Consider the following 26,351-nt stretch of genomic DNA (forward strand, 5'->3'; position numbering starts at 1 on the left):
ACTCCCGTTGAGAATCGATATGTCGTAAGTGAGGCTTGTTCCGGCAAAGAGTACGACATGCAGCCGTAAAGTGGACCACCCCGGTTGGCAAAAACCGGAGAAGTTGCCCTCAGCCGGTCATCCGGCGTCTAGTTCCAGGTCGGACCAGCGATGACCGACCCCGACGATCCTTACTTCGCGTTCCTCACCGGGCCCGTCCCCGCGCGAAATGATCATTTCCAGCCGGTCCTCGGCAAGGCCCTCCGCGAGCCCTTCTCCCCATTCCACGATCGTCACCGATTCCGTCATCGACGCATCAAGATCCAGATCGTCGAGTTCCGCGAAACCGCCCAGCCGGTAGGCGTCCACATGCACCAGCGACGGGCCGCCGGCGAGCGAGGGATGCACCCGCGCGATGACGAACGTGGGCGAGGTGATCGGCCCCCGCACCTTCAGGCCCTCGCCGATCCCCTGCGTGAGCGTCGTCTTGCCCGCGCCGAGATGGCCCGTCATCACCAGCAGGTCGCCCGCCCGGAGCCGGGCGGCGAGCCGCAGCCCCAGTTCGTGCATGTCCGCCGCGGTCGGGACGGTGACGGTGAACGCGTTCACGCGGTTCGCTCCTCCTCCTGCTCGGGACGTTCCTCGGGGCGGACGCGGGCGATCAGCCGCCGCAGCCCGCCGGTCACCACGCCGGGGTACTCCAGCGGCAGCACGTGCCCGGCCTCCTCGACCTCCACCAGCTCCGCGTCCGGCAGCTCGGCCGCGATGCGGCGGGAGTGCTCGGCCGGGGTCAGCCGGTCGCGCCCGGCGGCCAGCACCAGCACCGGCACCCGGCCGAGGACGCCGAGGCAGCTCGTCTTGTCGTGGCCCATCAGCGCCGGGTAGAACTCCGCGATCACATCGATCGGCGTCGCCCTGATCATCTGCTCCAGGAAGTCGACGACGGACGGGCTGACGTACTTGTCGGCGAACGCCATCTTCCGGGTGACGACGAACGCCAGGTCGGCGCCGAGCCCGCGGGCCCGCTCCACCAGCTCGGCGCGGCGGCCGAGGCCGCGCAGGGCCCCGGGCGCCAGCGGCCGGACGGCCTTCGCCAGCACCAGCGGCAGCCCGAGCGTCATCTCCGCCAGCTCGCCGCAGGAGGTGTTGACGAGCGCGACGCCCGCGACCCGCTCGAACACCTCGGGATGCCGCTCCGCCAGCGCCATGATCGACATGCCGCCCATGGAGTGCCCGGCGAGGATGACGGGCTCGTCCGGGCCCGTCGTCGCCTCCAGCACCGCGAGCAGGTCGTCGCCGGTCTGCTCGATCGTCGCCCGGGTGGGCGCGCTGCGCCCCGACCGGCCGTGGCTGCGCTGGTCCCAGAAGACCATCCGGACCAGGCCCCGCAGGTCGCGGCGCTGGTAGTGCCACGAGTCCTGGTTGAGGGTGTAGCCGTGGCAGAACACGACGGTGAGGCCGGCGTCGTCGGGGCCGTCCACCTCGACGTGCAGCGGGACGCCGTCGGCGGCCTCGACGGTCAGCTCCCGCCCGCGCAGCTCGCCGAACGGCTCGCCGGCGTCCGGGTCGGGCCGCAGCCGCACCCGGCCCACCGCGAAGCGCCGCAGCCCGACGGCCGCGCCCACCCCCGCCGCGCCGGCGCCCGCGACGACCCCGGCCAGGCCGATCCTGCGTCTGCTCCTGCTGTCCATGCATGCGCCCCCTACAGCGCCCGTCCCGGATACGCCCTCGGCACCCGGGACCCGATGCGGGTGACGATCTCATAGGAGATCGTGCCCAGTGCGTCCGCCCACTCCTGCGCGGTCGGCTCGCCGCGGTCGCCCGGCCCGAACAGGACGATCTCGTCGCCCGCCGCCAGCCGGTCGTCGCCGAGGTCGATGACGAACTGGTCCATGCAGACCCGCCCGGCGATCGTCCTGCGGCGCCCACCCGCGAGGACCTCCAGGAGGTTGGACCCGTGCCGGGGGATCCCGTCGCCGTACCCGACGGGCACCACGGCCAGGTTGGCGGCCGCTCGCGTGGTGTAGGTGTGACCGTACGACACTCCGCGGCCTGCCGGGACCCGCTTGACCAGGGCCGCGTCCGCCACCAGCGTCATCGCGGGACGCAGCCCGAACGTGCCGGCGCGGGGCACCGGCGTCAGCCCGTAGGTCGCGATCCCGGGGCGGACGAGGTCGAACCGGGCCTCCGGAACCGTCAGGGCGGCCGCCGAGTTGGCGATGTGCCGGACCTCGAACCGCGCGCCCGCCTTCTCCGCGTGCGCCGCCATCTCGGTGAACGCGCCGAGCTGCGCCGCGATGGACGGGTGGCCGGGCTCGTCCGCGCACGCGAAGTGCGACATGACGCCGACGACCCGCACCTGCCCGGCGGCCTCCGCCTTCAGCGCCGCGTCGACGAGCGCCTCCCAGTCCGCGCCGCTCGCACCGCCGCGCGTCATGCCGGTGTCGGCCTTCAGATGGATCCGCGCCCGCCGCCCGGCCCGCTCCGCCGCCTGGACGACCTCGTCCAGCAGCCAGACCGCCCCCACGGTGAGGTCGACGTCCCGCGCGACGGCCTCCGCGTAGGGCTCGCCGGGCACGCCGATGCACACCAGCGTCCGGACGGTGACGCCGGCGTCCCGCAGCCGCAGCGCCTCGGCCAGCTTCGCGACCCCGAGCCACGACGCCCCGCCCGCCAGCGCGGCCCGCGCCGCCTCGACCAGCCCGTGCCCGTACGCCTCGGCCTTCACCATGGCCATGACCTCGGCACCCCGAGCCCGCTCACGCAGCAGCCCGACGTTGTCGCCGATGGCGCCCAGATCGACACGCGCCTCCGCAGGAACCCTCATGACTCCAAGTGTGCAGTATTCATTGCTTCGCTCTCGGCGGTCGGCGCTGGCGCGCCTTCCTTCCACGGGCCAAGCGGCGATCGCTGCATCGCTTCGGCTCGCCTTGCGGCTCGCTGCGCGATCAGGTTCTCGCTTCGCTTGAACCTGGCTTCGCACGCGATCGCAACGCTGAGGTCGTCGTGGGCCCTGGTTAGGGACGGTCACCTTGCGGTGGGTGCGTGGTTACTGGGTGAGGGTTCGGAAGGCGGCTGGGAGGGCCTTTATTACGTCGTGGGCGCTTATGGGGCTTTCTGCGCCTGGGGTGGGGGCCGAGGCTAGGCGGGCGGCTAGGCCGTGTAGGTAGGCGCCTGTGGTCGCTGCGTCCAGGGCGGGGAGGCCGGCGGCCAGGAGGGCGCCTATCAGGCCGGACAGGACGTCGCCCGTGCCGGCGGTGGCGAGGCGGGGGGTGCCTGTGGGGTTGACCCTGACCGGGCGGTCGGCCTCCGCGATCAGCGTCGTCGAGCCCTTGAGCAGGACGGTGGCGGAGAGTTCGGCGGCGGCGCGGCGGACGTGGTCCAGGCGGGCGGCCTCGATGGCGGCGCGGTCGGCGGTGATCAGGCGGGACAGCTCGCCCGCGTGCGGGGTGAGGACGGTCGGGGCGGCGCGGGACAGCAGGTCACGGCGGCGGGACAGGACGGTGAGGCCGTCGGCGTCCACGAGGACGGGCAGGTCGGTGGACAGGACCGCTTCGAGCAGGGACTCGGCGGCGTCGCCGGTGCCGAGGCCGGGGCCGACGACCCAGCACTGGACGCGGCCGATGCGCTCCAGGATCTCGGGGTCGTGGCGGCCGGGGTCGATGACCGTGGTGACGGCCTCGGGCCAGCGGTGCCGGACGAGTTCGACCGGGTGCGCGACGGAGGCGAAGCGGACCATGCCCGCGCCGCCGTGGACGGCGCCGCCGGTGCACAGGACGGCGGCGCCGGTGAACGCGTCGCCGCCCGCGAGGACGCCGACGACGCCGCGCCGGTACTTGTCGGACTCGGCGCCGGGCTCGGGCGGCTGGACGTCCGCCGGGCGCGGCGCGACGACGTCCGGGTCGGGCAGGTCGGGGCCGAGCCCGATGTCGACCAGTTCGACCACACCGCAGTGGGACGCGCCCGGGTCGATGAGAAGGCCCGGCTTGTACGTGCCGAAGGTGACGGTGACGTCGGCGTGGACGGCGGCGCCGTCGACGCGGCCGGTGCTCGCGTCCACGCCGCTCGGCACGTCGCAGGCGACGACGAGGGCCGGGGACTCGGCGGCGAGCGCGGCGTAGCGGGCGTGCGGGTCGCGGAGCCCGCCGGTGCCGCCGATGCCGGTGAGGCCGTCGATGACCAGGTCGGCGCCGGCGATGGCGGCCTCCGCGCCGGTGGGCAGGAGGCGGCCGCCGGCGGCGAGGAGGTCGGCGAGCCCGGCTTCGTGGATCTTGGAGCCGGCCTGGACGGCGCGGACGCGGGCGCCGCGCCGGGCGAGCCGGGCGCCGGCGTAGAGGGCGTCGCCGCCGTTGTCGCCGCCGCCGATCAGCAGGACGACGCGGGAGCCGTACACGGCGGGCAGGAGGCGGGCGCAGACCGAGGCGAGGCCCGCGGCGGCGCGCTGCATGAGGGCGCCGTCGGGGACGCGGGCCATCAGGGCCCGCTCCGCCGCCCGGACCTTGCCGACCTCGTGCGCGTACCTCATCCCCGGCACCCCCGCTCGATCATAGGGACAGGGTGCCACGCTGGGCGCGGCCCAACCCTGATGGCCGGCCATTTGTACCTTGCGCTGCAACTTTCGGTGTCATGTGCGCAAAAGAATCATCGGCCGTAGAATCTTCCCCATCCGCTCCGATGTATTCGCACTGCGGCACTCAGGTGCGGCAGAATGCGCCCTGATCAGTCCGCCGGGACTGGAGAGGCCCGAGCAATGAGCACTTCCCGTGGTCCCTCCGTCCGGCAGCGCCGGCTGGCCGCCGAGCTCCGGAGGATGCGCGAGCGCAGGGGCCTCACCGGGGACGAGGTCGCCGAGCGGCTCGCCTGGTCCACCGCCAAGGTGAGCCGGCTGGAGAACGCGCGGACCGGCGCGAAGATCGGGGACGTGCGGCGGCTGCTGGAGCTGTACGAGATCGACGGCCCCCGGCACGCCGACCTCATCTCGCTGGCGCACGACGCGGCGCAGCGCGGCTGGTGGGAGGAGTACCGCGACCTGCCGAGCTCGCTCGCGGATTTCATCGCCCTGGAGTCGGAGGCCACGGCGGCCAAGGAATGGGGCAGCACCGTCTTTCCCGGCCTGCTGCAGACCGAGGACTACGCGCGGCACGTCATCGGCGGGTGGAGCGACCTCGCCACGCTGCCGCCGCAGGAACTGGAACGCCGGGTGGAGGTGCGAATGCGGCGGCGCGCGCTGCTGGACGGCCCGCATCCGCTGGAACTCTCGGCGGTACTGGACGAGTCGGTTCTGCAGCGCCGGATCGGCGACCGGAAGGTCATGCGCGAGCAGCTCGAACATCTGTGCCGGATGACCGAGTCGCCGAACGTGACCGTGCAGATCCTGCCCTTGGGTATCGCACACTCGGTGTTGGCTGAATCGTTTATCCTTCTGGAATTCTCACCGGTGCATGACATCGTTTTCCCTGATATCGTGCATGTGGAATCCCTGACAATCAGCCACTTTGCGGATGAGGCTGTTACCTATATGTACAGGCTCGCCTATTCAAGCCTGGCGGGCCAGGCGCTGGACGCCGACGAATCCCGGCGGCGCATCGCCGCGGCCAAAGACGCCTGGTGACGGGTCCGCTAAGGGGCTCAATCCTTGTGAAAGGCACCGAGTGTCCCCTTTCGCCACTCCTGCTCCGCAATGGAGGAGAAGCGCCCACTGCGGGGCGAGCAACACGTGCGTCGAGATCGCCGCACTGGTCGATTCGTCCCCTTCCATCGGGGCGCGCGACGCCAAGCACGGCACGCAGAGTCCGGTCCTGTCGTTCTCTTCCGGAGAGTGGCGGGACTTCGTCGAACGCGCCAAGAAGGGCGAATTCGACCTGGGCCGATGAGGCGGCGCTGAACCGCCGCTGAGCCCCCTTCCGCCGCCTCACGAGGGCCCGCGGAGGGACACGCCGCACGGGCCGGGTCCACGCTAGACCCGGCCTGTCGCCACCCCACCGGAAACTCTGGTCCTACCTCGCCGCGCCGGTCACACGGGTACCGCGCCACCCGTCCGTGATCAGGCGTTTTTTGCGATCTTGTTACCGTGTGCTTGATGTACCGGCAGCGCGGCCGCGGACAATGCAACTTTCGATGCAGGGAGCCGGAATGAGTTTCCGTGGGACAGCCCCCGCCCAGTGGAGGAGAAGCACCCGATGCGGCGCCAGCAACGGCTGCGTCGAGGTCGCCCGACTCGACGGGGAGGCGATATCCGTGCGCGACACCGAGGACACCGCGACGACACTCAGGTTCGGCCCCGGCGAATGGCGCAGGTTCACCGAGCACATCCGGGACGGCCGTTACGACCGCCCCTGAAAGAAGCACTGCAACTTGCACCCCGACTGAGAATTCCAACTGGCCGGAGAATTCCATTCGACGCTTGGCGAGGTGATCAGCCGAGCGGCGTTATCACGCCACTCGGACGCCCCTCGGCACGCGGTACAGAGGCGTCCGCAAACGGGCGGCGGTAAGGGCGACGGCGCCCGCCGCGAGAGCGAGGTCGAAGGCCAGCCCCCACGGCCATACCGCCATCTCGGCGTCCGGGGCGTGCCGATCCGCGCCCTTGCCCTTGCGGATGTCGCGCACGCTGCGGCTCAGCTCGCCCAGCGGATCGGCCGACGGCGACCGGCGGAACACCTGGTCGCCCATGACGACCCTGCGCTCGGGCAGCCGCGGCGCCGCGTCGGCGAGCACGACGACCGGGTTCGGGGACAGCAGCCACCAGACGCGCTCGCTGTGCTCGACGGTGTAGCCGGCGTACGGGGTGGTCCGGTGCTCGCCGGTGAACTGGAGGGCGATCGAGTACAGCAGCGGCGTCCCGGCCAGGAGGGCGAACACCGTGATGTAGGACATCAGCACCGAGGTGATGCTGCGCGCGAGGACCGCCGACCACGCCTGGCTGATCGCGCAGACCACCCCGATGAGCAGGGCCGTGACGCTGAGGACGGCCTGCGCCCGCAGCGGGCTGATCACCCCTTCGGCGACCGGGAGCAGCAGGACCGGTAGCGTCAGCAGGAGGGCGGCCAGGCCCGTCCCCCACGCGGCGCCGAGCTTGCCGAGCGCGATCTCGCCGGGCGTGAGCCGGGTGACCTGGAGGGTGGCGAGCGTCCCGCGCTCCCGGTCGCCGTTGATCGACTGGCCGCTGAGCGCGGGCGTGACCAGCAGCGTCAGCACCAGCACCCCGAGCAGCACCCCGCCGAACATCGGGATGCCGGGCTTGTCGTCGGACGAGCCCCCGTCGACCTCCAGCGCCAGCCGGAACAGCAGGCCGAGCCCGTTGACGGTCAGGAACCAGGCCGCGAGGAGCGCCTTCCAGCGGCCCGTCCGCAGCCGGGTCCTGATCTCCTGCCGTGCCACCAGGCCGATTCCGCGCGCGGTCATCGCCGGTCACCTCCGGGTCTCGGTCATGGCCAGGTAGGCCGATTCGAGCGCGCTGCCCGCCGGGGCGAGCCCGCTGACGGGCACCCCGGCCCCGACCAGCCCGGCCAGCAGCGCCGCCGCCTCGGCCTCGGTGAGCGGGCCGACCTCGGCGCCGCCCGGCAGTTCGGCGGGCTGGAGCGCCGGCAGCCCCTCGGGCGGGTCGTCCAGGGCCGCCACCAGCCGCCCGCGGTGGAGCGAGCGGACACGCCACCGGACGCGGGACGACGACGTCCCGGCGAGCTCCGCCATCGTGTGCTCGCCGACCGTCCGGCCGTGGTCGACCAGGACGACCCGGTCGGCGATCTCCTCCAGCTCGCTGAGGATGTGGCTGGACACCAGCACCGCGACGCCCTCCGCCGCCAGCGACCGCAGCAGGTCGCGCAGCTCGACGCGCGAGCGCGGGTCGAGGCCGGAGGCGGGCTCGTCCAGCAGCAGGACGCGCGGGCGGTGCACGAGGGCGCGCGCCATCCCGAGCCGCTGCTTCTGCCCGCGCGAGAGGGCGTGCACCGGCCGCCCGACATGGTCGTCCAGGTGGACGAGGGTGAGCAGCGCCGTGACCCGGCACTGCCGCTCCGCCTTCGGCAGCCCGTAGGCGTCGGCGAAGAACGCCAGGTACTCGTCGACCGTGAGCTGGTCGTACACGCCGAAGACGTCCGGCATCCAGCCGAGCGCGTCGCGCGCCTGCGCGGGGCCGGCCAGCGCGTCGTGCCCCGCGATCCGCACCGTGCCCGAGTCGGGTGCGAGGAGCGTCGCGAGGATCAGCAGCAGCGTCGTCTTGCCCGCGCCGTTGGCGCCGACGAGCGCCGTGACCTGCCCGTACGGGACGGTGATGTCGAGCCCGCGGAGCGCCTCCACCGACCCGAACCGCCGCGTGACCCCGTGCGCCTCGACTCCGAGGCCACCACCGGGGCCGCCGTCTTCCCCCACCCGCCACCTCCGCCGCCACCGGGCCGGTCCGATCTCGCTTGGACGCGGCCCGGAATCAGCGGGTTCCGGCGGCTTGCGGCGGGTCTACTCGACCGGGCCTACTCGACGGTGACGGACTTGGCGAGGTTGCGGGGCTGGTCGACGTCGTGTCCCTTTGCGGTGGCCAGCTCGCAGGCGAAGACCTGCAGCGGCACGGTCGTGACCAGCGGCTGCAGCAGCGTCGGGACGGCCGGGACGCGGATCAGCGTGTCCGCGTACGGCTCCACCGACTCGTCGCCCTCCTCGGCGATGACGATCGTCCGGGCGCCCCGGGCGCGGATCTCCTGGATGTTCGACACGATCTTGTCGTGCAGGACGTCCCGCGCGCGCGGCGGCACCACGACCACCACCGGCAGGTTCTCCTCGATCAGGGCGATCGGGCCGTGCTTCAGCTCGCCGGCGGCGAAGCCCTCGGCGTGCATGTAGGCGAGTTCCTTGAGCTTCAGCGCGCCCTCCAGCGCGACGGGGAAGCCGACGTGGCGGCCGAGGAACAGCACGCAGTGCTCGCCCGACAGCGACCGGGCCAGCTCGCGGACCGGCTCCATGGTCTCCAGGACCTTGTCGACCTTCTCCGGCATCCGCTCCAGGAGCTGCACCATGGCGAACACCTCGTCGCCCCACTTGGTGCCCCGCACCTGCGCGAGGTACAGCGCGATGAGGTACACGGCGACGAGCTGGGTGAGGAACGCCTTGGTGGACGCGACCGCGATCTCCGGCCCGGCGTGCGTGTAGAGGACGCCGTCGCACTCGCGCGGCAGCGTGGAGCCGTTGACGTTGCAGATGCCGAGCAGCTTGGCCTTCTGCTCGCGGGCGTGCCGGACGGCCATCAGCGCGTCCATCGTCTCGCCCGACTGGGAGATCGCGATGACCAGCGTCGTCGGCGACAGGATCGGGTCCCGGTAGCGGAACTCGCTGGCCAGCTCCACCTCGCAGGGCAGCCCGGCCCAGTGCTCGATGGCGTACTTGGCGATCAGGCCCGCGTGGTAGGACGTCCCGCACGCGACGATGATGATCTTGTCGACCTCGCGCAGCTCCCGGTCGGTGATGCGCATCTCGTCCAGGTGCAGCCGCCCGTCGGAGCCGATCCGGCCGAGCAGCGTGTCGGCGACGGCGCGCGGCTGCTCGGCGATCTCCTTGAGCATGAAGTAGTCATAGCCGCCTTTTTCCGCGGCCGACACGTCCCAGTCGACGTGGTAGTCCTTGGTCTCGGCGGGCCGGCCCTCGAAGTCGGTGACGGTGACGCCGTCGGCGCGCAGCTCGACGATCTGGTCCTGGCCCAGCTCGATCGCGTCGCGGGTGTGCGCGATGAACGCCGCGACGTCGCTGGCGAGGAAGTTCTCCCCGTCGCCGACGCCGACGACCAGCGGCGAGTTGCGGCGCGCCCCGACGACCAGGTCAGGGTTGCCGGTGTGCACGGCGACCAGCGTGAACGCGCCCTCCAGCCGGCTGCAGACGCGCCGCATGGCGTCGGCGAGGCCGCCGCCGGACTTCAGCTCGTCCTCCAGCAGGTGCGCGACGGCCTCGGTGTCGGTGTCGGACGCCAGGCCGTGCCCGCCCTCCTCCAGCTCGGCGCGCAGCGCGGCGAAGTTCTCGATGATCCCGTTGTGGATGACGGCGACCGAGCCGGTGCAGTCCACGTGCGGGTGGGCGTTCCGGTCGTTCGGCGGCCCGTGCGTCGCCCACCGGGTGTGCCCCATGCCCAGCGTCCCCGCGGGCGGCGGCTCCTCCTCCAGGGCGGCCCGGAGGTTCCCGAGCTTGCCCGCCCGCTTCGCCGTCGCCAGCTTCCCGTCGGCCAGCACGGCCACCCCGGCCGAGTCGTAGCCGCGGTACTCCAGCCGAGCCAGGCCCTCGACGACGACGTCGAGCGCCGGCCGGCCCCCTACGTACCCCACGATTCCGCACATGGCGGCAACTCTATTCGGTGTCCTGCCAGGGACCTACCCGCGGACGGCGCGGGCCGCTCCGCTAACGTGAACCGCCGGTGAAAACCCGGTGACCGGCTGACCGGCCCGGTTAATGTTCAGCCATGACGAGCGGATGGGACAGCGTGCCGAGCCCCTACGTGGAACTCTCCCGCGACGCCTGGCGCGGCCTGCGCGAGAGCACCCCGCTGCCGCTCACGCCCGGTGAGCTGGACGCCCTGCGCGGCCTGAAGGACCCGATCGACATCACCGAGGTCGAAGAGGTCTACCTGCCGCTGTCCCGGCTGCTCAACCTGTTCTTCCTCGGCGACTGGCGGCTGCGCGACACCGTCAGCGGGTTCCTCGGCGGCGAGGTGCCGCCGACCCCGTTCATCATCGGCGTGGCGGGCAGCGTCGCGGTCGGCAAGTCGACGACGTCCCGGCTGCTGCGCACGCTGCTGGCCCGCTGGCCGGAGCACCCGACCGTGGAGCTGGTGACGACCGACAGCTTCCTGCACCCGAACGCCGTGCTGTCCGAGCGCGGGATCATGGACCGCAAGGGGTTCCCCGAGTCCTACGACCGGCGGGCGCTCGTCCGGTTCGTCTCGGAGATCAAGGCGGGCGCGGCCGAGGTGACGATCCCGGTGTACTCGCACCTGGAGTACGACATCGTGCCGGACGCGCGGCAGACCGTCCGGCGGCCCGACATCCTGATCGTCGAGGGGCTGAACGTGCTGCAGCCGGCGCCGCCCGGCACCCTCGGCGTGTCCGACTTCTTCGATTTCTCCATCTATGTGGACGCGCGGGTCGAGGACATCCGGCAGTGGTACATCGACCGGCTGTTCGCGCTGCGCCGCACCGCCTTCACCGACCCGCGCTCCTACTTTCACAAGTACGCGCACGAACTGGACGAGGACGAGACCGCCGCGTTCGCGCAGCGCGTGTGGCGGGACGTCAACGAGATCAACCTCGTCTCCAACATCCTGCCGACACGCGCGCGCGCCACGCTCGTCCTGCACAAGGACCGCGACCACGCCGTCCAGCGCGTCCGCCTGCGCCGCATCTGAGCGGCCCCAGCCGACCGGCCGTTAGCGCCAGGGGCCGGTGACGGCGAACGTCGTGCCCGGCGTGTAGACGTTGACGAACATGGTCCGCCCGTCCGGGGAGAACGTGACCCCGGCGAACTCGCCCCATTCGGGCTCGTCCTCGGTGCCGATGTTCTGCCGGTTGCGGGCCATCGCGTAGACCTTCCGGCGGCGGGACACGCCGAACACGTGCTGCGCGCCGTTGCCGTCCTCGCACACCATCAGCCCGCCCTGCGGCGCCAGGCAGATGTTGTCGGGCGACTCGCCGGGCTTCCGCACGTCGGTGCCGGGCCCGAACACGATCACCAGGGTGAGCCGCCGGTGGCGCGGCTCGTACGACCACACCTGCCCGAAGTGGTCGGCGCGGGACCCGTCCGCCGTCTTGGCGAAGCTCGACACGAAGTAGACGCGGTCGCCGCCCCAGTAGCAGCCCTCCAGCTTCTGCGCGTGGGTGATGCCGCCGGACCCGAAGTCCTGGAAGCGGATCGGCGTCTCCTTCGCCGGCGGGTCGGGCACCTTCTTCCACTCGACGTGCTCGAACACGGTGCCGGGTTCCTGCACGACCGACAGGTCCGGGACGTCGGGGACGTGCAGCGCCTCAAGCCGTCCGCCGGCCCGCAGGCTGCCGAACCCGCCGCGCGCCTCCTTCGGCAGGAACCGGTAGAAGAGCCCGAACGGCTTCTCGAACGCGTCCTCGGTCTCGTAGACGGTGCCGTCGCGCGGGTCGACGGCGATCGCCTCGTGCTGGAAGCGCCCCATCGCGGTCAGCGGCTCGGGGACGGTCCGGCCCTGCCGGTACGGGTCGACCTCGAAGATGAACCCGTGGTCCTTGGTGTAGCCGTTGGTACCGGCCTTGTCCTCGGTCTCCTCGCAGGTCAGCCAGGTGTGCCACGGGGTCGGGCCGCCCGCGCAGTTGACGGCCGTCCCGGCGACGGCGACGCGCTCGGTGCGCACCCGCCCGCCGCCGTCGATCTCCAGCGCGGTGCAGCCGCCGAGGCCCTCGGGGTCGTAGGTGACGCCCTCGACCGGCGGCACCCGGTGCTCGGCGTCCGGCCGGTTCTCGTGGTTGCGGACGAGCCACGTCCGGCCGCGTCCGGGGAAGGCGGCCATGCCGTCGCAGTGGCTCGGCACCGCGCCCTCGCCCGAGCGCAGCGGCTCGCCCTCCCGCGACAGGACGGTGTACCGGAACCCGCGCGGCAGGTCGAGCAGGCCCTCCGGATCGGGCACGAGCGGCCCGTAGCCGTCGTGGCGGCCGGCGGGCGCGGCGGCGGCGCCCCCGGCGAACAACTGCTCCACGGCACCGGTGAAGGCGATCCCCGCCCCCACCGCGCCCGTCCCCGCCAGGAGCCGGCGGCGCGTGACTGACATGGGTGCACACTCCCTGATCTGGAACGATCGAAAACCCTCCAGGCCGTTGTAACACGCGTCACACCCGACGGATATGGCACACCTCGACAGGGCGTGTCAGGCGGCCGGACGGTGCGCGGACCCGCCGAACCGGGACGCGCGCCGCCGCGTCTGATGATCAAATGTCCGCCGAAGTCGTGAGACTGGAGCCATGACCGATACTCCCCGCATCGAGGACGCCGCCGAGAGCGACCTCCCCCGCCTGCTCGTCGAACCGCCGTGGACCCGCCGGACGCCTCGGAGCGCGGAGCCGGTCGTCCTCAAAGGGCTGAAGCGCCCCAAGACGCCGACCGCCGAGTCCTGGCCGCCCGGGCTGCGCGAGGAGTGGCTGAAGGCGGCGGACGGCTTCCAGAAGGCCTACGAGCCGCTCCCGGGCGACACCGACTGGGCGGCGGTGGCCGAGCACTACCGCAGCGGCGCCGCGCTGGAGGACCCGCGCGGCGGGACCCGGGGCCGCAGGTACTACCGGCTGGTCATGGACGGTCCCGCCGACCTCGCGGACGAACTCCTCGCCGACGAGCGCTACCACGGCGACTGGGCCGGCTGGGCGTACCGGGTCCCGCTCCGCCACTTCGCCGCCCGGCGCGGCCTCGCCGCCCACCGGCTGATCCTGCACGCCGCCAAGAAGCACGGCTCCTGCGTGGAGGCCCTCGTCCCGTTCGTGGACGACGCCACCGCGCAACTGGTGATCAACGAGCTCGGCGAGCGCGACGAGTCCGCGCGGCTCTGGTTCACCTGGCACGGCCCGGCCGCGGCCCCGTTCGTCGTCCCGGAGGCGCTGCGCAAGCCCGGCCCCAAGCGCACGAAGGCCGAGCAGGGCCTCGCGCTGATCGCGCGGGAGCACGGCGCCGGCCGCGTCCTGGAGGCGGCGCGGTCCTACGGCGAGGAGGCCGCCGCGGCGATCGCGGCGCTCGGCGTGGACCCGCTCGACCAGTACCCCGCCGACCTGCCGGAATGGGACGAGGAGCAGGTCCGCGAGCAGCTCCCGCGGCTGCTGCTGCGCGGCCGGGAGCGGGCGCTGCCGGTCGCGGCCGTCCGGCATTTCGTGACGATGCTGCTGATCTCCACGCCGAAGGACCCGTACCCGGGCTGCGAGCAGGTCATCGAGATCTGCGACCCCGGCTCCCTCGCCGAGTTCGCCTGGGCGCTCTACACGGCCGACCGCAGCGGCGGGGTGTGGGCCGCGCCCGGCGTCCAGTACGCGCTGCGGCGGCTCGGCGACGCCGGGACGGCCGCGCGGCTGGCCGCCCGGATGGCCCGCTGGGACAACTACTACACCTGGACGTTCAAGGGCTTCTCGGCGCTCGACGTGCTGATGGAGATCGACGCGCCCGACGACGACAAGCTCCGCCACCTCGACCGCATCTCCCGGCGCGGCGCCGACGCCAAGCACCTGGGTCCGCGGGCGCAGGGCCGGCTGAACGCCGCCGCCCGCGAGCGCGGGCTGGCGCCCGAGCAGCTCGCGGACCGGCTCGTCCCCGACCTCGGCCTGGACGCGGACGGCTCGCTGGTCCTGGACTACGGCCGGCGCCGGTTCCGCGTCGGGTTCGACGAGCAGCTCAAGCCGTTCGTGACCGACGAGGACGGCAAGCCGCGCAAGACGCTGCCGAAGCCGGGCGCCAAGGACGACGAGACGCTCGCCCCGGCCGCCCACGCGCGGTTCTCCGAGCTGAAGAAGGAGGCCCGCGCGACGGCCGCCGACCAGATCAGGCGGCTGGAGGCGGCGATGGTGGCCGGACGGTCCTGGTCGGCCGAGGAGTTCGGCTCCTTCCTCGCCGGGCATCCGCTGCTGCGGCACATCGTCCGGCGGCTGGTGTGGTCGGCGGACGAGGCCGCGTTCCGGGTCGCCGAGGACGGCACGCTCGCCGACGTCCACGACGACGCGTTCGGCCTGCCGGCGGACGCCCGCGTGACGCTCCCGCATCCCGTGCCGCTCGGGGAGAAGGCCGTCGCGGCGTGGGCGGAGGTCTTCGCCGACTACGAGATCCTGCAGCCGTTCCCGCAGCTCGGGCGTCCCGTCCACACCCTTGTGGACGACGAGCGCACCTCAAGCCGCCTGACCCGCTTCGAGGGCGGCACCGCCCATTTCGGCAGGTTCATCGACATGACGTCCCGCGGCTGGAAGCTGGGCGAGAAGGAGACCGGCGGGTTCCGCCGCCAGGTGAACCTCATGACGCCCGAAGGCCCGCACGTCATGGTCGCGTTCGAGCCGGGCATCCGCGTCATCGCCCCCGAGGAGTACGCCGAGCAGACGATCGAGCGGGTCATGCTCATGACGGGCCCCTACTCCGGGAAGCAGCTCCCGTTCGGCGACCTCGACCCGGTCACCGTGTCGGAGGCGCTCGCCGAACTGACCCGCCTCACCGGCTGACCCGCCGACCGGCCCTTCCGTCCACCGATCGGTGGACGGAAGGTTCAACCGGTCGAGGCTCATGCGGGAAGGGGCGCGGAAACCAGGCTTTTGCGCATGACGAACCTCCCTGTGCGCATGGCCCGGTGGAGCGCCGGGCACCCGTGGCGCGGCATCGCGGCCTGGTTCCTGTTCGTGGGCCTGCTGACCGCGGTGTTCCAGGGGACGTGGGCGGAGGGCCTGCTCGGCTTCACCTCCACCGGCTCGATCGGCTCCCGCGCCCCGCTGCTGCTGCGCTGCTGGACGCCGCCGTCATCCGCATCATGGTGCTGCCCTCGCTGATGCTGCTGCTCGGCGACCGCTGCTGGTGGCCCGCGCGGGGCGTGCGGCAGGCCCGGGACGGCGGCGCCGAGCAGATTCCGCAGGCCATAGGCTGACCGGCATGCCGACGCCGCAGCCCGCCGAACGCCCCCAGGTGCGGGCGCTCCGCCGCTGGTACGTCGCCGCCTGGGTGCTCCTCGGGCTGGTCCCGCCCGGCATCGCCGTGTGGGACCAGCCCGAGGGGACGCGGTCCACGACGCTGGCGCTGCTGTCGGTGCTCGCCCTCTGCTACCCCGTCACCGGGAACGTTCCCGGCGACCCCCTGCTCCGCCGGACCGCGTTCCTGAGCGTCCTCGCCGCCGGGATCGGCGCCGTCTCCTACCAGCTGGGCGGCGCCGCGTCCCTGCTCATCGTGTCGCTGCCGCACTTCTGGATCTTCGCGGGGAGCCCGCGGCGCGCGGTCGTGCTCAGCGGCGGCGCCACCGCGGCCGCGGTGACGGGCGACGCCGTCCGGTCCGCCCCCGACGGGCCGCTGGTCACCGGCAACGTGGTCGCCGTGCTCATCGGGTACGCGGCGAGCGTCCTGTTCGGGCTGTGGATGCACCGGGTCGTCGGGCGGCACGACGAGCGCGCCCGCGTCCTCGCCGCCGAACTCGCCGACGCCGAGCGGCGGCTCGCCGAGGCGCAGCGCCGGCAGGGCGCCGCCGACGAGCGCGAGCGCCTCGCCCGGGAGATCCACGACACGCTCGCGCAGGGGCTGGCGTCCATCGTCGTGCTGGCGGAGGCGGCGCGCGACGGCCTCGGCACCGACCCGGCCACGAGCGCCCGGCAGCTCGTCTCCATCGAGCGGACCGCGCGGGAGAACCTCGCCGAGGCCCGCGTCCTGGTCGGGGCGGGGGCGCGGGGCGAGGTGGCCCCCGCGTCCATCGCCCGGACGCTGCGCCGCACCCTCGACCGGTTCGCCGAGGACACCGGGCTCGCCGTCGACGCCGACCTCCCGGAGGTCGACTGCGACCAGACGACCCGGATCGCGCTGCTGCGCTGCACCCAGGAGTCGCTCGCCAACGTCCGCAAGCACGCCGCCGCGTCCGCGGTCGGGGTCGTCCTGGAACGGCACCCGCACGGCGTCGAACTGGAGATCACCGACGACGGGCGCGGGTTCGCGGTCGGCGCGGCCCGGGGGTTCGGCCTGGACGGCATGCGCCGCCGGCTCGCCGAACTCGGCGGCGAGCTCACCGTGACCAGCTCACCCGGCGACGGCACCCGCGTCTTCGCCATGATCCCCCTGAAGGCATGACATGACCGGCATCCTGCGCATCATCGTGGTGGACGACCATACGGTCATGCGCGCGGGAGTCGTCGCGCTGCTGGCCGCCGAGCCCACCATCGAGATCGTCGGCGAGGCCGGCGACGGCCGCGAGGCGATCGCGCTCGCCGAGCGGCTGCGGCCCGACGTCGCCCTGCTCGACCTGCGGATGCCCGTGCTGGACGGCGTCGCCGCCACCGCCGAGCTCGGCCGCCTCGGCACCCGGGTGCTCGTCCTCACCACCTACGACACCGACACCGAGATCGAGCGGGCGATCGAGGCCGGCGCCGTCGGCTACCTGCTGAAGGACACCACCCGCGACCAGCTCGTCGACGCGATCCACTCCGCCGCGCGGGGCGAGACGGTGCTCGCCCCGCGCGTCGCGGAGAAACTGGTCGCCAAGATGCGCCGCCCCGAGCCGGCCGCGCTGACCGCCCGGGAGGTCGACGTGCTGCTGGCGGTCGCCGACGGCCTGTCCAACGCCGAGATCGGCAGGCGGCTCGTCATCGCCGAGGCGACGGTCAAGACCCACCTCCTGCGCGTCTTCGCGAAGCTGGACGTCAGCGACCGCACCCGCGCCGTCGTCGTCGCCATGGAGCGCGGCCTCCTCGGCGACGCGCGCTGACCCGGCGCTCGCTAGTCGGCGCTCGCCACCGCGAGGGTGCGCAGCCGGAACGTCGCCAGCAGCGTCGCCGCGGCCGTCACCGCGACCAGCAGCCCGATCGCGACCGGCAGGTCGACCGTCGAGGTCACCGGGGACGCGCCGGTCAGCGCGTCGGTGACCGACAGGCACCACTGCTGGATGGACGCCGACTTCGCGCCCGGCGCGAAGCTGCCGAGCAGCGACTCCCAGACCAGCGCGTACAGCAGGCCGATCGTCACGGCGTTGCGGCTGGCGACGGCGAGCGCGACGAACACCGCGCTGTAGGCCACCCCGCCGATCAGCACGCCGACCGTGAACGCCGGCGTCAGCTGCGCCGTCGTCCCGCTGAGCACCAGACCGGTCAGCAGCGTCGGGACGGTCGCGAACGCCGTCACCAGGACGATCGCCACGACGAGCTTCGTCAGCACGATCACCTCGCGCGGGATCGGCTTGGTCAGCACGTACATGATCTGGCCGTCGTCGATCTCCGGCCCGATCACCCCGGTGCCCGCGATCAGCGCGAGCAGCGGCAGCAGCGTCGCGAGCCCGAACTGCTGCAGCACGCCCGCGGAGACGTCCAGGTCGTTCTGCCCGGCGGCGCGCAGCACGACCGCCAGGACCACCATGATGAGCGGCAGCCCCAGCAGGAGCAGCGCCCGCTTGCGCCCGAGCATCGCCCGGAACGTGATCATCGCAATGGTCGGATTCATCGGGCCACCAGGTAGGAGAAGACGCTTTCGAGGGACTCGTCGGCCGGGGAGACCTCCCAGAGCCGCACGTCGGCGTCGCGGGCGACCTGCGGCAGCAGCAGGGTGAAGCGCTGGAAGTCGACCGCCTCCACCCGCAGGCCCTTGTCGGTGAGCTGGACGCTGCGGGCCGAGCCGTCCGCGATGACCGCGGCGGCGAGCCGGCGGTCGTCGGACGAGCGGACGAGGAAGATGTGCGGCCGGTCGGTCATCAGCCGGCGGATCTTGCGGAAGTCGCCGGACGCGGCGTGCCGGCCCGCGACGATCACCTCGATGTGGCTGGCGAGCCGCTCGACCTCCTCCAGGATGTGCGAGGAGAACAGGATCGTGCGGCCCTCGTCGGCCATCCGCTGGATGAGGTCCATCAGCTGGAGGCGCTGCCGCGGGTCCATGCCGTTGAAGGGCTCGTCCAGCAGCAGCACGGGCGGGTCGTGCACCAGCGCCGACGCCATCTTGATGCGCTGCTTCATGCCCTTGGAGTAGTTGCCGATGGGGCGTCCGGCCGCGTAGTCCATCTCGACGAGGCCGATCGCGCGGCGGGCGGCGGCGTCCGGGTCGGGCAGCTTGTGCAGCTTCGCCATCGCGTTGATGAACTGCTCGCCGGTGAGGAAGTCGTACGCCGACTCGCGCTCGGGGACCAGCCCGAGGCTGCGGTAGGCGGACGGGTTGCGCCAGATCGGCGTCCCGTCCAGCGTGACGCTCCCCGACGACGGCGCGAGGAACCCGCCCATCATGTGGATGAGCGTCGACTTCCCGGCGCCGTTCGGGCCGAGCAGCCCCGTCACGCCGGGGCCGACCCGCATCGACACGCCGTTGACGGCGACGACGTTCCCGTACCAGCGGGACACGTTCTCCAGAATCAGCTCACTCTTGCCTCCTGTGGGGGGACGACCCCCCACACCCCCTGCTTCGCTTCGCTCATTCATGAGAGGCCCGCCTTCCGGAACCTGCGGTACAGGACCGCGATCGAGCCGACGACGATGAGGGCGCACAGGGCGAGCGCGACGACGCCGCCGGTGAGGCCGGGTGCGATGCCGGGTGAGGACGACTGCGCGCCGAGCAGCCTCACCTGGACGATGTCCACCAGGTTGAACGGGGTGAGCAGCCCGATCCAGCCCTGGAGGGTGAAGTTGGTCTGCGCCTCGGCGATGCCCTGCACGGCGCCGACGAACGCGGCGCTGACCATGTAGACGGCGATGACCGCGGCGACGCCGAAGCCGCGGCGCGGCGTGAACGCCGCGACGACCATCCCGATCGCCGCCAGCACCAGCGCGTACAGCACGCAGCCGACGAGGGCGCCGAGGTACTTCAGCAGCTGGTCGCCCGAGTCCGGCATCTTGGTGATCAGCCCGCCGACGTACAGGACGGTGACGGGCACCGCCATCAGCGCCAGCAGCGCGGTGGTCAGCGCGGCGCCCTTCGCCAGCACGAAGTCGAGATGGCCGACCGGCCGGGAGAAGTACAGCGGGATGACGTGGAACCGGACCTCCCGGGAGGCCAGCACCGGCGCCTGCGTGGCCAGGAAGATCGCCACGATGACCTGCATGATGTTGGCGTAGGACGCGTAGCGGAACAGCGCGTCCGGCTCCTTGCTGAACGCGAACGCCGCGACCGACCCGGCGGCCGGCAGCAGCATGATCGCCCCCAGCAGGAACGGCATGACCTTGGCCCGCGCGGGCCGGCCGAGGCCGAACGCGGCCCGCAGGTTGTGCACGTACAGCGACCGCAGCACGTACGCGCGGCCGTTGCGGCGGCCCTCGTAGTGGCGGTAGCCGATGTCGTGGATGGTGCTCGTGCTCATCGGGGGGCTCCCTGCTGGACGGGTCCGGCGGGCGGCAGGACGGTTCCGGCGGGGGCGGGCGGCGCGGGCGGCCCGGTCTGGAAGACCTCCTCGATGTGGTGGCGGCGCTGCTCCATCCGGATCAGCCGCAGCCCGAGGTCGGCGACGCCGTCGCGGACCAGGTCGTAGGTCGTCTCGCCGGCGATGTCGACGATGAGGAACCGGCCCTCCGGGTGGACGGACACGCCCTGGTCGTACAGGTGCTGCCCGAGCACGTCGCGCCCCTCGTCGACCTCGACGGTCAGCACCCCGCTCGCGGTGGTGTAGGCCTCGACGGCCTGGGACCGCAGCAGCTTGCCGCCGTCGATGATGACGACGTGGTCGCAGACCCGCTCCAGCTCGCCCAGCAGGTGCGAGGTGACGAGGACGCTGATCCCGAACTCGGCGCCGATGCGCCGGATCAGGTCGAGCATCTCGTCGCGTCCGGCCGGGTCGAGGCCGTTGGTCGGCTCGTCCAGGAACACGAGCTTCGGGTCGTGGACGAGGGCCTGCGCGAGCTTCACCCGCTGGCGCATCCCGGTGGAGTAGCCGCCGATGGGACGGTACCGCTCCTCGTAGAGGCCGACGTGCCGCAGCGTGTCGGCGGCGCGTTCGCGGGCCGCGGTCGCGGGCAGCCCGCACATCCGGGCCATGTGCACGACGAACTCGGTCGCGGACACGTCCGGCGGCAGGCAGTCGTACTCGGGCATGAACCCGACGCTCTCCCGGATCCGCAGGCCCTCGCGCGCGATGTCGAGCCCCAGCACGGTCGCGGTGCCGGAGGTCGGCGGCAGCAGCCCGAGCAGGATCTTGATGAGCGTCGACTTGCCGGCGCCGTTCGCGCCCACCAGCCCGACGACGCCCGGTTCGACGGCCACGCAGAGGTCGTCCAAGGCGGTCACCCGGGGGAACCTCATCGTCAGGCCCTGGGTGGCAATGATCGGCATGCTTCGAACCTAGCGGCTGTCAAGGTGGGGCACGTCACCCTCAAGGGCGATGCGGGGGCAGCCTTTCGTCCGATGCGGCGTCGACCTAAGTACGCCGCCCGATGGCCGGACGTCTCCCGTTCCGCAGGACGATCCCCCACAGCGCCTTCTGGACGAGCAGCGTCAGCGTCCCCGCGATGATCATCCCGGCGACGTTGACGGCGAGCTGCAGCAGCGACCCGGTGATCTCGCTGCCGTGCTTGAGCGCCAGCGCGACCGCGAGGTTCCCGGCGGCGGGCACGGTGGTGACGGAGATGAAGACGCCGACCAGCGCCGACGACTTGCCCGCGGTGAGCGACAGCACCCCGGCGCCGCCCGCGAGCAGCGCGACGATGAACGACCAGCGGTCCGGGCTGTAGATGAACGCGGTGAGCGGGCGCTCGGCGGGCAGCCGGTCCACATCGATCACCCCGGTCCACCGGCTGACCAGCGCGCACACATAGGTGATCACGATCGCGACGGCGAACCCGACGGCCAGCGCCCGCACGGCCTGCACGATGTGGACGGGCTGCCACCGGACGAGCCCGTAGCAGATCGCCGCGATCGCGCCGAACTCCGGCCCGAGCACCATCGCGCCCACCACCAGCACCGGCGAGTCGATCAGCGCGGCGATCCCGGCCAGCTGCGTGGCCAGCGCGAGGAACGCCACGAACGACCAGGTCAGCGCCGTTCCCTCGCTGACCTGCCGGTCCAGTTCCTCCCACACGACGGCGTCGTCGCCGTGCCCGGGGGCGCGCTCCATGGCCGCCTCGGCGGTCTCCGACAGCGTCAGGTCGACCTTGTCGAGCGCGATGGAGCCGTCCCTGTCGACGCCCAGGGCGCGCAGCGCGTCCAGCACCTCGTTGGCGGACTCGCGGGCGATGTCGGCCGTCACCAGGTCACCGCGCGGCGACCGGGCGGCGCCTTCGATGACGACGACGTTGGTGGCCCCGGCGCATTCGTCCAGCGCGCGGCAGACGGCGCCGGTGCGCTCCGCCGGGACGATCGCTCTGAGATGCAGCACGGGCCAATGGTGCCGCAAACGGCGGGGCCGTGTGACCGGGACGCCACTCCATACGGTTTGATCAGTTATTTGCATTGCATTTGGGAAAACCAATGACAGCTGACCCAGGGTGGTGATCAAATGGCGCTACGTGACCGGATGCGGCATGGGCGCGGGCGGGAGCCGGGGCGCGAGCCGGGGCGCGGGCTGCTGGTCGCGGGAGCGTTCACGATCGGCCTCGCGGCGGTCCTGTCGACCGGCTGCGAGGCGTCCCTGAGCGCCGGCGACCCGTCCGGCTCGCCGTCCGCCGGCGCGCCCGCCCCGCCGGGCACGCACGAGACCAGCCCGCTCGACAACCCCGACGGCACCAAGCCCGGCCTCGCCGCCATCGTCTCCACCGGCGGCCGGGCCGAGGCCCGCGCGCTGATCGCGAAGGTCGCCACCAAGGGACGCGGGCCGAAGACCGGCTACGAGCGCGACAAGTTCGGCTACGCGTGGATGGACAACGCGCCCGACGTCCCGTTCGCGCGCAACGGCTGCGACACCCGCAACGACCTGCTGAAGCGCGACGGCATCAAGGTCCGCTACCGGTCCGGGTCCGACTGCGTGGTCATCTCCCTCACACTGTCCGACCCGTACTCCGGCAAGCTGATCGAGTGGAAGAAGGCGCGCGCAGCCGCCGTCCAGATCGACCACGTGATACCGCTGTCGTACGGCTGGCAGATGGGCGCGTCGCGCTGGTCCAAGGGCAAGCGCGAGTCCCTCGCCAACGACCCGCTGAACCTCGTCCCGGTGGACGGCCCGCTCAACGGCGCCAAGAGCGACTCCGGCCCGGCCTCGTGGCTCCCGCCGAACAAGGTCGTCCGCTGCTCCTACGGCGTCCGCTTCGCCCAGGTGGCGCTGAAGTACGATCTGCCGGTCACCGCCCCCGACAAGAAGGTCATGCTCGGCCTGTGCGGCGGCTGACCGCCGGGCCCGCGCCCGTCCGGCGCGGGAGCCGCCCGGCGGCCGAATATGCTCGTCCGATGAGCAACGAACCCGACGACAGGCAGGACGGCGAGACCGACGCGAACGGCGCACCGCCCCGCGTCCGCACCGAGCGCGGCGTCGGCGCCCGCGCGACCGGGGCCGAGGTGACCGGGGCGTCCGCGACCGGGCTCACGGTACGGCTCGGCAACGGTTTCGGCTCGGTCGCGATCGGCTCGATGGCGCTCGGCGCGCTCGCGATCGGCGCCGTCGCGATCGGCAAGCTCGTCGTGAAGCGCGCCGTCATCGCCCACCTCGAAGCCGGCACCGTCGAGATCCGGCACCTCGAGGTGGGGCGCCTGGAGATCGAGGAGCGCTAGGCGTCCGGCCGGGCCTACGGCCGGCCCAGGACGGTCTTCACCACGCCGGCGAGATGCTCGGCGACCGACTGCGCCTGGTCGTGCGACGCCGCCTCGACCATCACCCGGACCATCGGCTCGGTGCCGCTCGGCCGGATCAGCACGCGGCCGGTCTCGCCGAGCCCCGCCTCGGCGGCCGCGACCGCCTCGGCCAGCTCCGGCGCCGTCTTCGCGCGGGCCTTGTCGACGTCCTTGACGTTGATGAGCACCTGCGGCAGGCGGGTCATCACCTTGGCCAACTCGTCCAGCGGGCGGCCCCGCCGGGCCATCGCGGCGGCCAGGTGCAGGCCGGTCAGGACGCCGTCGCCGGTGGTGGCGTGGTCCAGCATGATGACGTGGCCGGACTGCTCGCCGCCGAACCCGAAGCCGCCCTCCTTCATCGCCTCCAGGACGTACCGGTCGCCGACCGCGGTCTCCACCACGGTGATCCCGGCCTCCCGCATCGCGAGCTTGAAGCCGAGGTTCGACATCACGGTCGCGACGACGGTGTCGGACGGCAGCGCGCCCGCCTCGCGCAGGTCGAGCGCGAGGATCGCCATGATCTGGTCGCCGTCCACGATCTCGCCGGACGCGGTCACGGCCAGGCAGCGGTCGGCGTCGCCGTCGTTGGCGATGCCGACGTCCGCGCCGTGCTCCCGGACGGCCTTCTGCAGGGCCTCCAGGTGCGTGGAGCCGCAACTGGAGTTGATGTTCAGGCCGTCGGGCGCCGTCCCGATCGTGAAGACCTCGGCGCCGGCGCGGCGCAGCGCCTCCGGGGCCACGTCGCAGGACGCGCCGTTCGCGCAGTCGACCACGACGCGCAGGCCGTCCAGCGACACCGCGACCGTCGAGACCAGGTGCGCGACGTACTGCTCGACGGCGCCGTGCGCGTCCCGGACCCGGCCGACGCCCGCGCCGGTCGGCGGCTCCCACGCCGCGCCGAGCCGCGCCTCGATCCGGTCCTCGATCTCGTCCGGGAGCTTGTAGCCGCTGCGGTCGAAGAACTTGATGCCGTTGTCGGGCGCCGGGTTGTGCGACGCCGACAGCATCACGCCGAGGTCGGCGTCCAGCGCGTGCGTCAGGTACGCCACCGCGGGGGTCGGCAGGACGCCGAGGCGCAGCACGTCCACCCCGGCGCTCGCGAGGCCCGCCACGACGGCCGCCTCCAGGAACTCACCGGAGGCCCGCGGGTCGCGGCCCACCACGGCGAGCGGGCGATGGCCTTTGAACGCGCCCTGCTCGCCCAGCACGCGCGCCGCCGCGACGGACAGGTCCATGGCGAGCGGAGCGGTCAGATCGCGGTTGGCGAGCCCGCGCACGCCGTCGGTCCCGAACAGACGAGCCACAGTTCAACTCCCGATGAGACTGGATGACCCCGGACTGGATGACCCCGGAAAAGCGGACGAGCCGCCGCACCCGCCGCGACGCCCACGCGGACCTGCCACGTGGGAGCACGGGGTGCGACGGCTCGTACCGTCGATCAACGCTTGCTGTACTGCGGAGCCTTGCGGGCCTTCTTGAGACCGGCCTTCTTGCGCTCCGGCACCCGCGCGTCGCGGGTCAGGAAGCCGGCCTTCTTCAGCGCCGGGCGGTGCTCGATGTTCGCGAACTGCAGCGCGCGGGAGATGCCGAGGCGCAGCGCGCCGGCCTGGCCGGTGGTGCCGCCGCCGTTGACGCGGGCGAGCACGTCGAACTGGCCCTCCAGGCCCAGCAGCACGAACGGCTCGTTCACGATCTGCTGGTGCACCTTGTTCGGGAAGTACTGGTCCAGGGTGCGGCCGTTGATCTTCCACTGGCCGCTGCCGGGGACGATCCGGACCCGCGCGATGGCCTGCTTGCGGCGGCCGGTGCCGGCGGCGGGGCCGGTCGCGACCGGCTGGCCGAGGTAGCCCTCGCCGGGCGCCTCGGGGGTCTCGGTGCTGTACTCGGACGGCGCGTCCTCGTACGAGTCGGTCTCGGCGGCCTGCTCGGCGCCGGTGGTGTCGTCCACGGTTCTCCTCGGGTGTTCTAGCCAGGGCGGCTGGCCCGATTCATCGGGTGCCCCGGCGGCCTCTCGTCCTGCGTGCGCCCGGACGGGCGCGGGTGTCACTTCGCGATCTGGCTGATCTGGGTGATCTCGAACGGGACCGGCTTCTGCGCCTGGTGCGGGTGGTCCGGCCCGGCGTAGACCTTCACCTTGCCGAACATCTTCCGGCCGAGGGAGTTCTTGGGCAGCATGCCCTTGATCGCCTTCTCGACCGCCCGCTCGGGGTGCTTGGCCAGCAGCTCGGTGTAGGTGACCGAGCGGAGCCCGCCCGGGTAGCCCGAGTGCCGGTAGGCCTTCTTGCGCTCCGCCTTGTTGCCCGACAGCGACACCTTGTCGGCGTTCACGATGACCACGAAGTCACCGGTGTCGAGGTGCGGCGCGTAGATCGGCTTGTGCTTGCCCCGAAGCAGCTGCGCGACCTGACTGGCGAGACGGCCCAGCACGACATCGGTCGCGTCGATGACGTACCACTGACGCTGGACGTCAGCGGGCTTAGGGGTGTACGTGCGCACGGTCGTCAGCCTTCGTTTCTCGTCGACTTTCAGCGGTTTCGATCCTCCGCTCCCCCTCGCGGGCGAGCGCCACATGTCAGCGGAAATCCTGCTCGCGCCGACCAGAGGATCATCCGACCCGGCGCTCCGGGAGGCCAGGGCCCCCATATCCGCGGCAGTTGACGCGAACAGTCCGGGACGCACCGGCTCGCTGCGGCGTCGCCCCACCCGGAGGGCAGGCGTCACGCACACAACAAATAGGCAGGATACACGAGCGACGGGTAAGCGGCGCAATCCGCAGGGCGGAGCACCCGCCACAGGGGACGGTGGGGAGCGCCGCAGTGACGATGGGTAGCGCTTGTGATCTTTCTTAACGGATCTCCGTAACTCGGGGTGTATATGGGGATAAGGTGCCGGGCAACCGAGTCCACGCCGGCTCGCGCCGGCCCGCACCCGGGAGCCCCCGCTGTCCACTCCCCGCAGACCCGGCGACTCCGCCGGAGGCCGCCAGCCCAGGCACGACGGGCAGGGCGGCC

At 72.5% G+C, this 26,351-nt stretch carries 26 protein-coding genes; 10 read left to right on the forward strand and 16 right to left on the reverse strand.

Annotated features, from left to right (window positions below):
- Positions 1 to 117: 117 nt before the first annotated feature.
- The 4 genes from tsaE to HUT06_RS38750 form a co-directional block, all read right to left on the reverse strand.
- Positions 118 to 549 (reverse strand): tRNA (adenosine(37)-N6)-threonylcarbamoyltransferase complex ATPase subunit type 1 TsaE, encoded by a 432-nt coding sequence (gene tsaE, locus HUT06_RS38735; protein ID WP_176201898.1) that lies wholly within the window; start codon positions 547 to 549, stop codon positions 118 to 120.
- Positions 550 to 584: 35 nt separating this feature from the next.
- Positions 585 to 1,670 (reverse strand): alpha/beta fold hydrolase, encoded by a 1,086-nt coding sequence (locus HUT06_RS38740; RefSeq protein ID WP_176200255.1) that lies wholly within the window; start codon positions 1,668 to 1,670, stop codon positions 585 to 587.
- An 11-nt stretch (positions 1,671 to 1,681) separates the two neighbouring features.
- Positions 1,682 to 2,806 (reverse strand): alanine racemase, encoded by a 1,125-nt coding sequence (gene alr / locus HUT06_RS38745; protein WP_176200256.1) that lies wholly within the window; start codon positions 2,804 to 2,806, stop codon positions 1,682 to 1,684.
- Between the two features lie 222 nt (positions 2,807 to 3,028).
- On the reverse strand, positions 3,029 to 4,504 hold the full coding sequence (locus HUT06_RS38750) for an NAD(P)H-hydrate dehydratase (RefSeq protein WP_176200257.1): 1,476 nt from the start codon (positions 4,502 to 4,504) through the stop codon (positions 3,029 to 3,031).
- Between the two features lie 225 nt (positions 4,505 to 4,729).
- On the opposite strand from HUT06_RS38750, the gene HUT06_RS38755 reads away from it, so the two are divergent.
- The 3 genes from HUT06_RS38755 (at position 4,730) to HUT06_RS38765 (ending at position 6,318) form a co-directional block, all read left to right on the forward strand.
- Positions 4,730 to 5,590 (forward strand): helix-turn-helix transcriptional regulator, encoded by an 861-nt coding sequence (locus tag HUT06_RS38755; RefSeq protein WP_176200258.1) that lies wholly within the window; start codon positions 4,730 to 4,732, stop codon positions 5,588 to 5,590.
- The gene (locus HUT06_RS44140) at positions 5,481 to 5,852 is read left to right on the forward strand and encodes a DUF397 domain-containing protein (protein ID WP_217711619.1); all 372 of its coding nucleotides are present in this window, start codon (positions 5,481 to 5,483) and stop codon (positions 5,850 to 5,852) included. Before HUT06_RS38755 ends, HUT06_RS44140 begins: the two co-directional genes overlap by 110 nt.
- Positions 5,853 to 6,111: 259 nt before the next feature.
- Positions 6,112 to 6,318: a DUF397 domain-containing protein gene (locus tag HUT06_RS38765; protein WP_176200260.1), complete on the forward strand. Its 207-nt coding sequence runs from the start codon at positions 6,112 to 6,114 to the stop codon at positions 6,316 to 6,318.
- Between the two features lie 93 nt (positions 6,319 to 6,411).
- Here the strand turns inward: HUT06_RS38765 and HUT06_RS38770 are convergent, their stop codons facing one another.
- From HUT06_RS38770 to glmS, 3 genes are all read right to left on the reverse strand, one after another.
- Complete coding sequence (locus tag HUT06_RS38770; RefSeq protein ID WP_176200261.1) at positions 6,412 to 7,383, reverse strand: ABC transporter permease; 972 nt, start codon at positions 7,381 to 7,383, stop codon at positions 6,412 to 6,414.
- A gap of 6 nt (positions 7,384 to 7,389) precedes the next feature.
- A complete protein-coding gene (locus HUT06_RS38775) occupies positions 7,390 to 8,349 on the reverse strand; it encodes an ABC transporter ATP-binding protein (RefSeq protein ID WP_176200262.1) in 960 nt (319 codons plus the stop codon).
- Positions 8,350 to 8,447: 98 nt separating this feature from the next.
- Positions 8,448 to 10,292: a glutamine--fructose-6-phosphate transaminase (isomerizing) gene (gene glmS, locus HUT06_RS38780; RefSeq protein WP_176200263.1), complete on the reverse strand. Its 1,845-nt coding sequence runs from the start codon at positions 10,290 to 10,292 to the stop codon at positions 8,448 to 8,450.
- Positions 10,293 to 10,414: 122 nt separating this feature from the next.
- Between glmS and coaA the strand changes: the two genes are divergently transcribed.
- Positions 10,415 to 11,356, forward strand: a complete 942-nt coding sequence (gene coaA / locus HUT06_RS38785) for a type I pantothenate kinase (protein ID WP_176200264.1) — start codon at positions 10,415 to 10,417, stop codon at positions 11,354 to 11,356.
- A gap of 21 nt (positions 11,357 to 11,377) precedes the next feature.
- Here coaA and HUT06_RS38790 read toward each other — a convergent pair whose 3' ends face one another.
- Positions 11,378 to 12,742, reverse strand: coding sequence for an alkaline phosphatase PhoX (locus tag HUT06_RS38790; protein WP_176200265.1), 1,365 nt, complete (start codon positions 12,740 to 12,742; stop codon positions 11,378 to 11,380).
- 190 nt (positions 12,743 to 12,932) lie between these two features.
- Between HUT06_RS38790 and HUT06_RS38795 the strand changes: the two genes are divergently transcribed.
- From HUT06_RS38795 to HUT06_RS38810, 4 genes are all read left to right on the forward strand, one after another.
- On the forward strand, positions 12,933 to 15,152 hold the full coding sequence (locus HUT06_RS38795; protein ID WP_176200266.1) for a DUF4132 domain-containing protein: 2,220 nt from the start codon (positions 12,933 to 12,935) through the stop codon (positions 15,150 to 15,152).
- 96 nt (positions 15,153 to 15,248) lie between these two features.
- The gene (locus tag HUT06_RS44145; protein ID WP_217711620.1) at positions 15,249 to 15,473 is read left to right on the forward strand and encodes a hypothetical protein; all 225 of its coding nucleotides are present in this window, start codon (positions 15,249 to 15,251) and stop codon (positions 15,471 to 15,473) included.
- Positions 15,474 to 15,573: 100 nt separating this feature from the next.
- A complete protein-coding gene (locus HUT06_RS38805) occupies positions 15,574 to 16,749 on the forward strand; it encodes a sensor histidine kinase (RefSeq protein ID WP_176200267.1) in 1,176 nt (391 codons plus the stop codon).
- Between the two features lies 1 nt (position 16,750).
- A complete protein-coding gene (locus HUT06_RS38810; RefSeq protein WP_176200268.1) occupies positions 16,751 to 17,383 on the forward strand; it encodes a response regulator transcription factor in 633 nt (210 codons plus the stop codon).
- Positions 17,384 to 17,394: 11 nt separating this feature from the next.
- Here HUT06_RS38810 and HUT06_RS38815 read toward each other — a convergent pair whose 3' ends face one another.
- The 5 genes from HUT06_RS38815 to HUT06_RS38835 all read right to left on the reverse strand — a co-directional run bounded on the left by HUT06_RS38815 (position 17,395) and on the right by HUT06_RS38835 (position 21,955).
- Positions 17,395 to 18,111, reverse strand: a complete 717-nt coding sequence (locus HUT06_RS38815) for an ABC transporter permease (RefSeq protein WP_176200269.1) — start codon at positions 18,109 to 18,111, stop codon at positions 17,395 to 17,397.
- Complete coding sequence (locus tag HUT06_RS38820; RefSeq protein ID WP_176200270.1) at positions 18,108 to 19,073, reverse strand: ABC transporter ATP-binding protein; 966 nt, start codon at positions 19,071 to 19,073, stop codon at positions 18,108 to 18,110. The genes HUT06_RS38815 and HUT06_RS38820 overlap by 4 nt, the downstream gene beginning before the upstream one ends.
- Complete coding sequence (locus HUT06_RS38825; RefSeq protein WP_176200271.1) at positions 19,070 to 19,948, reverse strand: ABC transporter permease subunit; 879 nt, start codon at positions 19,946 to 19,948, stop codon at positions 19,070 to 19,072. Before HUT06_RS38825 ends, HUT06_RS38820 begins: the two co-directional genes overlap by 4 nt.
- Positions 19,945 to 20,913: an ABC transporter ATP-binding protein gene (locus HUT06_RS38830; RefSeq protein ID WP_176200272.1), complete on the reverse strand. Its 969-nt coding sequence runs from the start codon at positions 20,911 to 20,913 to the stop codon at positions 19,945 to 19,947. The genes HUT06_RS38825 and HUT06_RS38830 overlap by 4 nt, the downstream gene beginning before the upstream one ends.
- Before the next feature lie 85 nt (positions 20,914 to 20,998).
- Positions 20,999 to 21,955, reverse strand: coding sequence for a DUF389 domain-containing protein (locus HUT06_RS38835; protein WP_176200273.1), 957 nt, complete (start codon positions 21,953 to 21,955; stop codon positions 20,999 to 21,001).
- A 120-nt stretch (positions 21,956 to 22,075) separates the two neighbouring features.
- On the opposite strand from HUT06_RS38835, the gene HUT06_RS38840 reads away from it, so the two are divergent.
- Both HUT06_RS38840 and HUT06_RS38845 read left to right on the forward strand, forming a co-directional pair.
- Positions 22,076 to 22,900 carry an HNH endonuclease family protein gene (locus tag HUT06_RS38840; RefSeq protein WP_254715618.1) on the forward strand — a complete coding sequence of 275 codons (825 nt, stop codon included), beginning with the start codon at positions 22,076 to 22,078 and terminating at the stop codon, positions 22,898 to 22,900.
- A 59-nt stretch (positions 22,901 to 22,959) separates the two neighbouring features.
- Entirely contained in the window at positions 22,960 to 23,280 is a 321-nt protein-coding gene (locus HUT06_RS38845; protein ID WP_176200274.1) for a hypothetical protein, read from the forward strand.
- A 14-nt stretch (positions 23,281 to 23,294) separates the two neighbouring features.
- Here the strand turns inward: HUT06_RS38845 and glmM are convergent, their stop codons facing one another.
- The 3 genes from glmM to rplM all read right to left on the reverse strand — a co-directional run bounded on the left by glmM (position 23,295) and on the right by rplM (position 25,836).
- Positions 23,295 to 24,644 carry a phosphoglucosamine mutase gene (glmM, locus tag HUT06_RS38850; protein WP_176200275.1) on the reverse strand — a complete coding sequence of 450 codons (1,350 nt, stop codon included), beginning with the start codon at positions 24,642 to 24,644 and terminating at the stop codon, positions 23,295 to 23,297.
- Positions 24,645 to 24,778: 134 nt separating this feature from the next.
- Positions 24,779 to 25,288 (reverse strand): 30S ribosomal protein S9, encoded by a 510-nt coding sequence (gene rpsI, locus HUT06_RS38855; protein WP_176200276.1) that lies wholly within the window; start codon positions 25,286 to 25,288, stop codon positions 24,779 to 24,781.
- A 95-nt stretch (positions 25,289 to 25,383) separates the two neighbouring features.
- Positions 25,384 to 25,836: a 50S ribosomal protein L13 gene (gene rplM / locus HUT06_RS38860; RefSeq protein ID WP_176200277.1), complete on the reverse strand. Its 453-nt coding sequence runs from the start codon at positions 25,834 to 25,836 to the stop codon at positions 25,384 to 25,386.
- Positions 25,837 to 26,351 lie beyond the last annotated feature (515 nt).

It is taken from the genome of Actinomadura sp. NAK00032 (assembly GCF_013364275.1).
In the GTDB taxonomy this organism is placed as follows: Bacteria; Actinomycetota; Actinomycetes; order Streptosporangiales; family Streptosporangiaceae; genus Spirillospora.

What these genes read in the sequence shown, in the direction of transcription:
- HUT06_RS44145 (WP_217711620.1), top strand. Translation starts at nt 15,249, where the DNA reads ATGACGAACCTCCCTGTGCGCATGGCCCGGTGGAGCGCCGGGCACCCG.
- coaA (WP_176200264.1), top strand. Translation starts at nt 10,415, where the DNA reads ATGACGAGCGGATGGGACAGCGTGCCGAGCCCCTACGTGGAACTCTCC.
- HUT06_RS38820 (WP_176200270.1), bottom strand. Translation starts at nt 19,073, where the DNA reads ATGAATGAGCGAAGCGAAGCAGGGGGTGTGGGGGGTCGTCCCCCCACA.
- HUT06_RS38740 (WP_176200255.1), bottom strand. Translation starts at nt 1,670, where the DNA reads ATGGACAGCAGGAGCAGACGCAGGATCGGCCTGGCCGGGGTCGTCGCG.
- HUT06_RS38830 (WP_176200272.1), bottom strand. Translation starts at nt 20,913, where the DNA reads ATGCCGATCATTGCCACCCAGGGCCTGACGATGAGGTTCCCCCGGGTG.
- HUT06_RS38770 (WP_176200261.1), bottom strand. Translation starts at nt 7,383, where the DNA reads ATGACCGCGCGCGGAATCGGCCTGGTGGCACGGCAGGAGATCAGGACC.
- HUT06_RS38795 (WP_176200266.1), top strand. Translation starts at nt 12,933, where the DNA reads ATGACCGATACTCCCCGCATCGAGGACGCCGCCGAGAGCGACCTCCCC.
- HUT06_RS38755 (WP_176200258.1), top strand. Translation starts at nt 4,730, where the DNA reads ATGAGCACTTCCCGTGGTCCCTCCGTCCGGCAGCGCCGGCTGGCCGCC.
- HUT06_RS38765 (WP_176200260.1), top strand. Translation starts at nt 6,112, where the DNA reads ATGAGTTTCCGTGGGACAGCCCCCGCCCAGTGGAGGAGAAGCACCCGA.
- HUT06_RS38790 (WP_176200265.1), bottom strand. Translation starts at nt 12,742, where the DNA reads ATGTCAGTCACGCGCCGCCGGCTCCTGGCGGGGACGGGCGCGGTGGGG.
- HUT06_RS38810 (WP_176200268.1), top strand. Translation starts at nt 16,751, where the DNA reads ATGACCGGCATCCTGCGCATCATCGTGGTGGACGACCATACGGTCATG.
- alr (WP_176200256.1), bottom strand. Translation starts at nt 2,806, where the DNA reads ATGAGGGTTCCTGCGGAGGCGCGTGTCGATCTGGGCGCCATCGGCGAC.
- tsaE (WP_176201898.1), bottom strand. Translation starts at nt 549, where the DNA reads ATGCACGAACTGGGGCTGCGGCTCGCCGCCCGGCTCCGGGCGGGCGAC.
- HUT06_RS38805 (WP_176200267.1), top strand. Translation starts at nt 15,574, where the DNA reads ATGCCGACGCCGCAGCCCGCCGAACGCCCCCAGGTGCGGGCGCTCCGC.
- glmS (WP_176200263.1), bottom strand. Translation starts at nt 10,292, where the DNA reads ATGTGCGGAATCGTGGGGTACGTAGGGGGCCGGCCGGCGCTCGACGTC.
- HUT06_RS38845 (WP_176200274.1), top strand. Translation starts at nt 22,960, where the DNA reads ATGAGCAACGAACCCGACGACAGGCAGGACGGCGAGACCGACGCGAAC.
- HUT06_RS38750 (WP_176200257.1), bottom strand. Translation starts at nt 4,504, where the DNA reads ATGAGGTACGCGCACGAGGTCGGCAAGGTCCGGGCGGCGGAGCGGGCC.
- HUT06_RS38815 (WP_176200269.1), bottom strand. Translation starts at nt 18,111, where the DNA reads ATGAATCCGACCATTGCGATGATCACGTTCCGGGCGATGCTCGGGCGC.
- HUT06_RS38825 (WP_176200271.1), bottom strand. Translation starts at nt 19,948, where the DNA reads ATGAGCACGAGCACCATCCACGACATCGGCTACCGCCACTACGAGGGC.
- HUT06_RS38840 (WP_254715618.1), top strand. Translation starts at nt 22,076, where the DNA reads ATGGCGCTACGTGACCGGATGCGGCATGGGCGCGGGCGGGAGCCGGGG.
- HUT06_RS44140 (WP_217711619.1), top strand. Translation starts at nt 5,481, where the DNA reads ATGAGGCTGTTACCTATATGTACAGGCTCGCCTATTCAAGCCTGGCGG.